We start from the raw sequence: 7,949 nt of genomic DNA, 5'->3' as shown, positions 1-7,949 counted from the left end.
CTGCGCCGGCCGCCGCACGGCCGCCGCTGACCGCGCGTCCGACCCCGGCCGAGCCGCGCAAGACCATCACCGCGGACGTGCGCAAGCCGCAGAACCTGAACTTCATGGCGCGCCCCGCCCCGGCGCCCGAGCCCGAGAAGAGCGCGAGCCCGACCACCGCGGCACGGCCCGCGGGGACCGCTGCGCGTCCGGCCGGCCGCCCGGCGGCGAACGAGGACGAGAGCGAGACCAAGCGCGTTATCCGCCGTCCCGGCATGCCGCTGAAGATCATCACGCCGCCGAAGACGCCCAAGCAGCCCGGCGGCGACCGCAACCGCGGCCGCCTGACCATCGCGACAGCGACGTCCGGCGAGGACGAGCGCACCCGCTCGATCGCCTCCTTCCGCCGTCGCCAGCAGCGCATGAGCGGAAGCCGGCAGGTCGAGCAGAAGGAGAAGCTGTCGCGTGAGGTGACGATCCCGGAGACGATCACGATCCAGGAGCTCGCCAACCGCATGTCGGAGCGGGCGGTCGACGTGATCCGCCTGCTGATGAAGCAGGGCGAGATCCACAAGATCACCGACGTGATCGATTCGGATTCGGCGCAGCTCATCGCCGAGGAGATGGGCCACACCGTGCGCCGCGTCGCCGAGTCGGACGTGGAAGAGGGCCTGACCTCCGACGAGCCGGATCTCGACGAGGATCTCGATCCCCGTCCCCCGGTCGTCACGATCATGGGCCACGTCGACCACGGCAAGACGTCGCTCCTCGACGCGATCCGCAAGGAGAACGTGGTCGAGGGCGAGGCCGGCGGCATCACCCAGCACATCGGCGCCTACCAGGTCGCGTCGCCGTCGGGCGACATGATCACCTTCATCGACACCCCCGGCCACGCAGCCTTCACCTCCATGCGCGCCCGCGGCGCCAAGGTGACGGACATCGTCGTGCTCGTGGTGGCGGCCGACGACGGCGTGATGCCCCAGACGATCGAGGCGATCCAGCACGCCAAGGCGGCGGGCGTTCCGCTGATCCTGGCGATCAACAAGATCGACAAGCCCGAGGCGAACCCGCAGCGGGTCCGCACCGAGCTGCTCCAGCACGACATCCAGGTCGAGTCGATGGGCGGCGAGACGCTGGAGTTCGAGGTTTCGGCCAAGACCGGCGACGGCCTGCCCGACCTGCTCGAGGGCCTGCAGCTGCAGGCCGAGATCATGAACCTGCGCGCCAACGAGAAGCGCGACGGCGAGGGCACGGTCATCGAGGCCAAGCTCGATCGCGGCCGCGGCCCCGTCGCGACCGTGCTCGTGCAGCGCGGCACCCTGTTCACCGGCGACATCGTCGTCGCCGGCGCCGAATGGGGCCGCGTCCGCGCGCTCATCGACGACCAGGGCGAGAACATCCAGTACGCGGGACCGTCGGTCCCGGTGGAGGTCCTCGGCTTCAACGGCACGCCGGATGCCGGCGACCGCGTGATCGTGGTGCCGAGCGAGGCCCGCGCCCGCGAGGTCACGGAGTATCGTGCCCGGACGAAGCGCGAGCGCCAGAACGCCCGCACCGGCGGCGCCAACCGCTCGCTCGTCGACATGATGCGCGACCTGAAGGAAGGCGCCGGCCGCAAGGAGCTGCCCGTCATCATCAAGGGCGACGTGCAGGGCTCGGTCGAGGCGATCTCGGGCGCGTTGGAGAAGCTCGGCAACGACGAGGTCTCGGCCCGGATCCTGCTCGCCGGCGTCGGCGGCATCACCGAGTCGGACGTGACCCTCGCGACCGCCTCTAAGGCGGTGGTGATCGGCTTCAACATCCGTGCCCACAAGGAAGCGCGGGAGCTCGCCGAGCGCAACGACGTCGAGATCCGCTACTACAACATCATCTACGACCTCGTGGACGACATCAAAGCGACCCTGTCGGGCATGCTGCCTCCGACGCTCCGCGAGGAGCGCCTGGGCGAAGCCTTCATCCAGGAGATCTTCGAGGTCTCGAAGGTCGGCAAGGTCGCCGGTTGCCGCGTCTCCGACGGCGTGGTCCAGCGCGGCGCCCATGTCCGCCTGATCCGCGACAGCGTGGTGATCCACGAGGGCAAGCTCTCGACTCTGAAGCGCTTCAAGGACGACGTGAAGGAAGTCACGTCGGGCCAGGATTGCGGCATGGCGTTCGAGAACTTCGAGAACATGCGCGCCGGCGACACCATCGAGTGCTACCGGGTCGAAGAGATCCGCCGCACGCTCTGATCGCGTTCGACAGCGCATCGACACGGCGGCCGCGGCTCCTGCCGCGGCCGTCTTTTTTCGTACTCCAGTCCTGCCTCGTCTGCTCGACGACCCGGTGCCGGACCGCAGAAGACCATGGCTCAGAAACCCAACCCGAACGGCCCCACCCAGCGCCAGCAGCGCGTCGCCGAGCTCGTGCGCCACGCGCTGGCCGAGGTGCTCCAGCGCGGCGACATCCAGGATCCGGTCCTCGGCACCCACGTGGTGACCGTGCCGGAAGTTCGGATGTCGCCCGACCTCAAGCTCGCCACCGCCTACGTGATGCCGCTCGGCGGCATGGACGAGGCGCCGGTGATCGCCGCGCTCGAGCGCAACCGCAAGGCGCTCCGGCAGGAGGTGGCCCGGCGGGTGAACCTCAAATTCGCCCCCGAGCTGCGCTTCCTGCGCGACGACACGTTCGACGAGGCCGCGCGGATCGACGCGCTGCTGCGCAACGAGCGCGTCCAGCGCGACCTCGACAAGGGAGTGCCGGACGAGGACGACGCGGAGGTCGGCGGGGGGCGCCCGTGAGGGCCGGCCCCGACCCGATCGAAGACGCCATCGCGGCGCGGCACCGGCAGGCGGGCGCGCACCGATCCAGATTCCGTTTCGCCGATTGACGTAAAAAAGCATGATGCCGACCGAGGTTTCCATGAACGACGTCCTGACCTCCGAGCATCCGGTCTCCGCGCCCGAGATGCCGTCTTCGGGCGAGCGCCGCAGCGAGGAGGGCCGTCGCCCGTCCCGCGGCGGTCCGCGGCCCGACCGGCCGAAGAAGCGCGACGTGTCGGGCTGGGTCATCCTCGACAAGGGCGTCGGTATGACCTCGACGCACGCGGTCGCGGTGGTGAAGCGCGCCTTCAACGCCAAGAAGGCGGGGCATGCCGGCACCCTCGATCCGCTGGCATCCGGGATCCTGCCGATCGCGCTCGGCGAGGCCACCAAGACCGTCCCCTTCGTGATGGACGGCCGCAAGGCCTACCGCTTCACCGTGAGCTGGGGCATCGAGACCGACACCGACGACGCCGAGGGCCGCCCGGTGGCGACGAGCGAGGACCGCCCGACCCGCGCGGCGGTCGAGGCCGCCCTGCCGAGCTTCGTCGGCGCGATCGAGCAGGTGCCGCCGCGCTACTCGGCGATCAAGATCCAGGGCGAGCGCGCCTACGACCTCGCCCGCGACGGCGAGGTGGTCGAGCTGGTGGCGCGTCCCGTCCAGATCGATCGCCTCGCGGTGGTCGAGCACGAGACCGACCGCACGGTGATCGAGGCCGAGTGCGGCAAGGGCACCTACGTGCGGGCGCTCGCGCGCGACCTCGGGCGCATGCTCGGCTGCCGCGGCCACGTCTCGGCCCTGCGCCGCACCCGGGTCGGGCCGTTCGCGGAGGCCGATTCCTGCAACGTCGCCGGGCTTGACGCCGCCGGGCCCGAGGGCAGCCTCGCCCACCTGATGCCGGTCGAGACCGCCCTCGACGCGATCCCCTCCGTCTCGGTCTCGCGCGACATGGCGATGCGCCTGATGCGCGGCCAGTCGGTGATCCTGCGCGGCCGCGACGCGCCGGTCGAGGGCAAGATCTTCGCGACCTGCGGCGGCATCCTCGTCGCGGTGGGCGACGTCGAGCGCGGCGAGCTGGTGCCCCACCGGGTGTTCCACCTCGGCGGAACGGCCGCCGGCCGGGCATCCTGACGTCGATGGCGTGAACCGGGGCGGTGTGGTTTGCGCCTCTTCCCTCCCCCCGCAGAGGGGGGAGGGAAAGCGCGGATGGAATAACCGTCGGTGATGCTACTCTCCGCGGTCCACCTTCGCCGCCGCGCGGTCCCGCCGGATGCCGCGCCTGAGCGCGACGAGCTGCCAGATCGCCAGCCCGAGGGCGAGCGCGAAGACCAGCCCGATGTCGAAGGCGGCGAAGAGCGGGTCGCTCACGCCGGCTCGCGCCCCGTCGCCTCACGCTCGCGCAACGCCTCAATCATCTCGAGCACCCGCACCGCCTGGCCCGGGATGTCCCACCAGGGGCGGGCCAAGGGCGTGCGCGTCGGCACGGCCTCGATGAGGTAGGCGGTCTCGGGCAGGCTCGGCGCGTCGCGCTCGGTGCCGCCACCGAGCGGCAGCGCGGCGCGGGCGAGCAGCTGCAGCTTGCGCCCCGCCCCGACGCGGGCGCGCCGGGTGACGCTGTCGAACCCGTTCCGGACGATCTCCGTACCGATCTCGGCATAGATCAGGCGCGCGGCCCGGATCGCCGGACGGCAGGCGAGCGGCAGGCTGCCGATGCCGGCCTCCGAGCGGGCGTAGAGCACGTCCGCGGCGGCGAGTAGCCGGGCGACCACGTCGCGCAGCGCGTCCGTCGCGACCGGCTCGGCCAGGAACGCGTCCGGATCGATGCCGGCCTCATCGAGCCAGTCGAGCGGCAGGTAGAGGCGGCCGGCCCGCGCATCCTCGCCGACGTCGCGGGCGATGTTGGTGAGCTGCATCGCCACGCCGAGGTCGCAGGCCCGCGCCAGCACGTCGGCATCGCGCACGCCCATGATCAGCGTCATCGTCGCGCCGACGGAGGCCGCGACGCGGGCGGCGTAGGCGCAGAGCGCGCTCAAGGTCGCGTAGCGCCGCCCTTCGGAGTCCCAGGCGAGGCCTTCGAGCAACGCCGCCGGCAGCGCCTGCGGGATCGCGTGGTCGGCGACGACGTCGGCGAGCGCCCGGTCGGCGGCATGGTCGGCGGGGTGGCCGGCATGGATGCGCGCGAGCCGCGCATCGAGCCGAAGCACCGCCCCGGGCGCCGCGCCGGCCTTCGCGTCGTCGACGAGATCGTCCGACAACCGGCAGAAGGCGTAGAGCCCGTAGGCCGCGCGCCGGACGCGCGGCGGCAGCAGGTGCGCGGCGGCGTAGAAGCTGCGCGACCCCGCCCGGATCGCGGCGCGGCAGGCGGCGTGGTCGGCCTCCGACGCGTGCGACGAGGCCGGGCGCAGGGCGGCCAGGAACGCGGCCGGAAGCGACTCAGGCGAAGACGCGCGCATCGGGAACCACCGTATCGAGGACGCGGGCCGTGGACAGGACGCCGGGCAGGCCGGCACCGGGATGGGTTCCGGCGCCGACGAGGAACAGGTTGCGCACGTCTTCCGACGCGTTGTGCGGACGGAACCACGCCGATTGCGTCAGCACCGGCTCCAGCCCGAAGCCGGAGCCGCGGAAGCTCAGGAAATCGTCGCGGAAATCCTGCGGCGTCGTCACCTTCGAGGTGATGAGCTCGGCCGAGAGGCCCGGCAGCACGGTCGCCTCGAGGGACGCCTCGATGCGCCGGCGGTAGGGCTCGGCGATCGCCGCCCAATCCTGGCCGCCGGCGAGGTTCGGCACCGGCGAGAGCACGTAGAACGCGTCGCATCCCGGCGGCGCCAGCATCGGGTCGGTCTCGGTCGGCCGGTGGAGATAGAGCGAGAAGTCGTCGGCGAGGTGCTTCCTGCGGAAGATGTCGTCGATCAGCGCGCGGTAGCGCGGCCCCATCAGGATGGTGTGGTGGGCGACGTCCGGATATTTCCGCTTCGTTCCGAAGTACCAGACGAACAGGCCCATGGAGGAATGGGCCTTGTCGACCTTGCGATCGGTCCAGCGCCGTCTGGCCGATGCCGGGACCAGATTGCGGTAGGTGTGGGCGGAATCGGCGTTCGAGACGACGATGTCGGCGGCGATCGTCGTGCCGTCGGCCAGGCGCACGCCGGTGGCCGCGCCGCGGGCGACGGTAATCTCGGCGACCTCCGCGTCGCAGTGCAGGGCGCCCCCCTGCCCCGCGATCAGGCCGACGAGGCCGTCGACGAGGCGGCCGGTGCCGCCCATGGCGAAGTGCACCCCCCAGCGCCGCTCGAGATGGGCGATCAGGCAGTAGATCGCGCTCGCCCGGAACGGGCTGCCGCCGATCAGCAGCGGGTGGAAGCTGAAGATGGTCCGCAGGCGCTCGTCGCGGATGTACTTCGCTACCACGTCGTAGACGCTGCGGTGGCCGCCGAGCCGCACGAGGTCCGGCGCGATCCGCAGCATGTCCCGGATCCGGCCGAAGGGCACGTGGCCGAGCTCTTCGAAGCCGACGCGGAAGATCGCCTCGCTCTGCGCCATGAAGCGCTCGTAGCCGGCGACGTCGGCGGGCGAGAACTTGGCGACCTCCGCCCGCATGGCGGCCAGGTCGCCGGAATAGTCGAAGGTGGCGCCATCGTCGAACCGGATGCGGTAGTAGGGCCGCATCGGCACCAGGGTGACGTCGTCCGCCATGCGGCGCCCGCACAGCGTCCAGAGTTCCTCGAACAGGAACGGCGCGGTGACGATGGTCGGGCCGGCATCGAAGGTGAAGCCGTCCTGCCGGTGGACGCGGGCCCGGCCGCCCGGCTTGTCGAGCCGTTCCAGCACCGTGACCCGGTAGCCGCGGGCGCCGAGGCGGATCGCGGCGGCGAGCCCGCCGAAGCCGCTGCCCACGACGACGGCGTGGGGCCGGCGATCCGCAGGTGTCAACGGTACCGACGCATCGAGTGTCAACATAGTTTGACACTAAGGTCGATTGCCGACCTCAGGCAAGGGCCTTTCTGAGGCTCAGGTGGACCGCGGCGCCTCGGCTGCGGTCAGGGCGTCGAACTCCGCGAGGATCGCTGCGGCGACGCGCTCGGGCGCTTCCTCGTGCGCGAGATGGCCGAGGCCGCGCATCAGCTCGACGCGGGCATCGGGCAGGCGGTCGCGCACCGCGAAGGCGGTGTCGGGCGCGACCGCCTTGTCGTCGGAGCCGACGACGAGCAGCGTGCGGACGCCGAGCCGCGGCAGCGCGCGGTCGAGGGCGTCGAGGTTCCAGTTCGCCATCATGCCGAGCGCTCCGGCGACGTGGGCGGGCTTCCGGAACAGGCGGCGATAGAGGTCGAGCCCGACGGGGTCGATGCGCGAGCCGGTGCCCTGGATCAGCCGCTGCACCGCGGCGCGGTCCGCCGTCCAGGCGAAGATCTTCGGCGTCATCCGATTGAGGAACAGCATCCGCGCCATGCTTGGGAACAGGATCGAGGCAAGACCTGGGAACGGCTTGAGGGCGCCGTTCAGCGCCACCAGCAGCCTCGGCGATAGCCGCGCGTCGAGGCAGGTCCGGGCCAGGATCGCGGCGCCCGCCGAATGGCCGACCGCCACGACCGGCCTCACGTCGAGCTGCGTCGTCAGGTCGGCCAGGGCGGACGCCATGCCGGGAAGCGACAGGCGGCCGGCCGGCAGCGGATCGGTGAAGCCGTGGCCGGGCAGGTCCGGCGCGATCACGCGGAAGCGCCCGGCCAAGGCTGGCATCAGCCCGCGCCAGGAATGCGTCGCCGCGCCCGTCCCGTGGACGAGGAGCAGCACGGGGGCGTCGGCCGGCCCCATCGCCTGCACGTGCCAGCGCAGGCCGGAAGCCTCGACGAAGCGGCTGGCGTCGCGATGCGGCCAGTCGCGCCCGTCGCGCTCCCAGTCCGGGCGGTCCTCGGACATGCGTGTCATGGTTTCCTGAAGGACCTGGTTTCCTGAAGGACCTGCCGATGCGAGCCGTCACGCCGCCGCGCCCGCCGCCTGCACCGCGGCGCTGAGCTTGCGGGCGTCGGCCTGCGGCAACGGGAGATAGCGGGCGCCCATCGCCTCGGCCAGGGCGCGCGCCGAATCCTGCGGGCGCGGCGCGGTGTCGATCAGGATCGCGGAGAACGCCGCCGCGCGGAAGCGCCGGGCCGCGGCGAGCGCGTCCTCGGCGG

The 7,949-nt window shown here is 71.9% G+C and carries 7 protein-coding genes and 1 pseudogene; 3 read left to right on the top strand and 5 right to left on the bottom strand.

Features of this window, described 5'->3' with window-relative positions; genetic code table 11:
* The 3 genes from infB to truB all read left to right on the top strand — a co-directional run.
* Window positions 1-2,207: translation initiation factor IF-2 (gene infB, locus FV230_RS20980; protein ID WP_147728628.1), on the top strand; the 2,207-nt coding region annotated here is incomplete at its 5' end.
* Window positions 2,208-2,321: 114 nt separating this feature from the next.
* Entirely contained in the window at window positions 2,322-2,756 is a 435-nt protein-coding gene (gene rbfA / locus FV230_RS20975; protein WP_147728627.1) for a 30S ribosome-binding factor RbfA, read from the top strand.
* Window positions 2,757-2,922: 166 nt separating this feature from the next.
* Window positions 2,923-3,909, top strand: coding sequence for a tRNA pseudouridine(55) synthase TruB (truB, locus tag FV230_RS20970; RefSeq protein ID WP_243931682.1), 987 nt, complete (start codon window positions 2,923-2,925; stop codon window positions 3,907-3,909).
* 96 nt (window positions 3,910-4,005) lie between these two features.
* Here the strand turns inward: truB and FV230_RS29850 are convergent, their stop codons facing one another.
* The 5 genes and pseudogenes from FV230_RS29850 to bchD form a co-directional block, all read right to left on the bottom strand.
* Entirely contained in the window at window positions 4,006-4,146 is a 141-nt protein-coding gene (locus FV230_RS29850; protein WP_187274966.1) for a hypothetical protein, read from the bottom strand.
* Window positions 4,143-5,231, bottom strand: a complete 1,089-nt coding sequence (locus FV230_RS20965; protein WP_147843766.1) for a phytoene/squalene synthase family protein — start codon at window positions 5,229-5,231, stop codon at window positions 4,143-4,145. The genes FV230_RS29850 and FV230_RS20965 overlap by 4 nt, the downstream gene beginning before the upstream one ends.
* Window positions 5,212-6,738 (bottom strand): phytoene desaturase, encoded by a 1,527-nt coding sequence (locus FV230_RS20960; protein WP_147843765.1) that lies wholly within the window; start codon window positions 6,736-6,738, stop codon window positions 5,212-5,214. The genes FV230_RS20965 and FV230_RS20960 overlap by 20 nt, the downstream gene beginning before the upstream one ends.
* A 51-nt stretch (window positions 6,739-6,789) precedes the next feature.
* Entirely contained in the window at window positions 6,790-7,704 is a 915-nt protein-coding gene (bchO, locus tag FV230_RS20955; RefSeq protein WP_147843764.1) for an alpha/beta fold hydrolase BchO, read from the bottom strand.
* Window positions 7,705-7,752: 48 nt separating this feature from the next.
* Window positions 7,753-7,949 (bottom strand): annotated as a pseudogene (gene bchD / locus FV230_RS20950) (magnesium chelatase ATPase subunit D); the annotation flags it as partial.

It is taken from the genome of Methylobacterium sp. WL6 (assembly GCF_008040095.1).
In the GTDB taxonomy this organism is placed as follows: domain Bacteria; phylum Pseudomonadota; class Alphaproteobacteria; order Rhizobiales; family Beijerinckiaceae; genus Methylobacterium.
This window is presented reverse-complemented; position numbering and strand designations above follow the sequence as displayed.

Coding starts and splice junctions, on each gene's coding strand:
- rbfA (WP_147728627.1), top strand. CDS start 2,322: ATGGCTCAGAAACCCAACCCGAACGGCCCCACCCAGCGCCAGCAGCGC.
- truB (WP_243931682.1), top strand. CDS start 2,923: ATGCCGTCTTCGGGCGAGCGCCGCAGCGAGGAGGGCCGTCGCCCGTCC.
- FV230_RS20965 (WP_147843766.1), bottom strand. CDS start 5,231: ATGCGCGCGTCTTCGCCTGAGTCGCTTCCGGCCGCGTTCCTGGCCGCC.
- FV230_RS20960 (WP_147843765.1), bottom strand. CDS start 6,738: ATGTTGACACTCGATGCGTCGGTACCGTTGACACCTGCGGATCGCCGG.
- bchO (WP_147843764.1), bottom strand. CDS start 7,704: ATGACACGCATGTCCGAGGACCGCCCGGACTGGGAGCGCGACGGGCGC.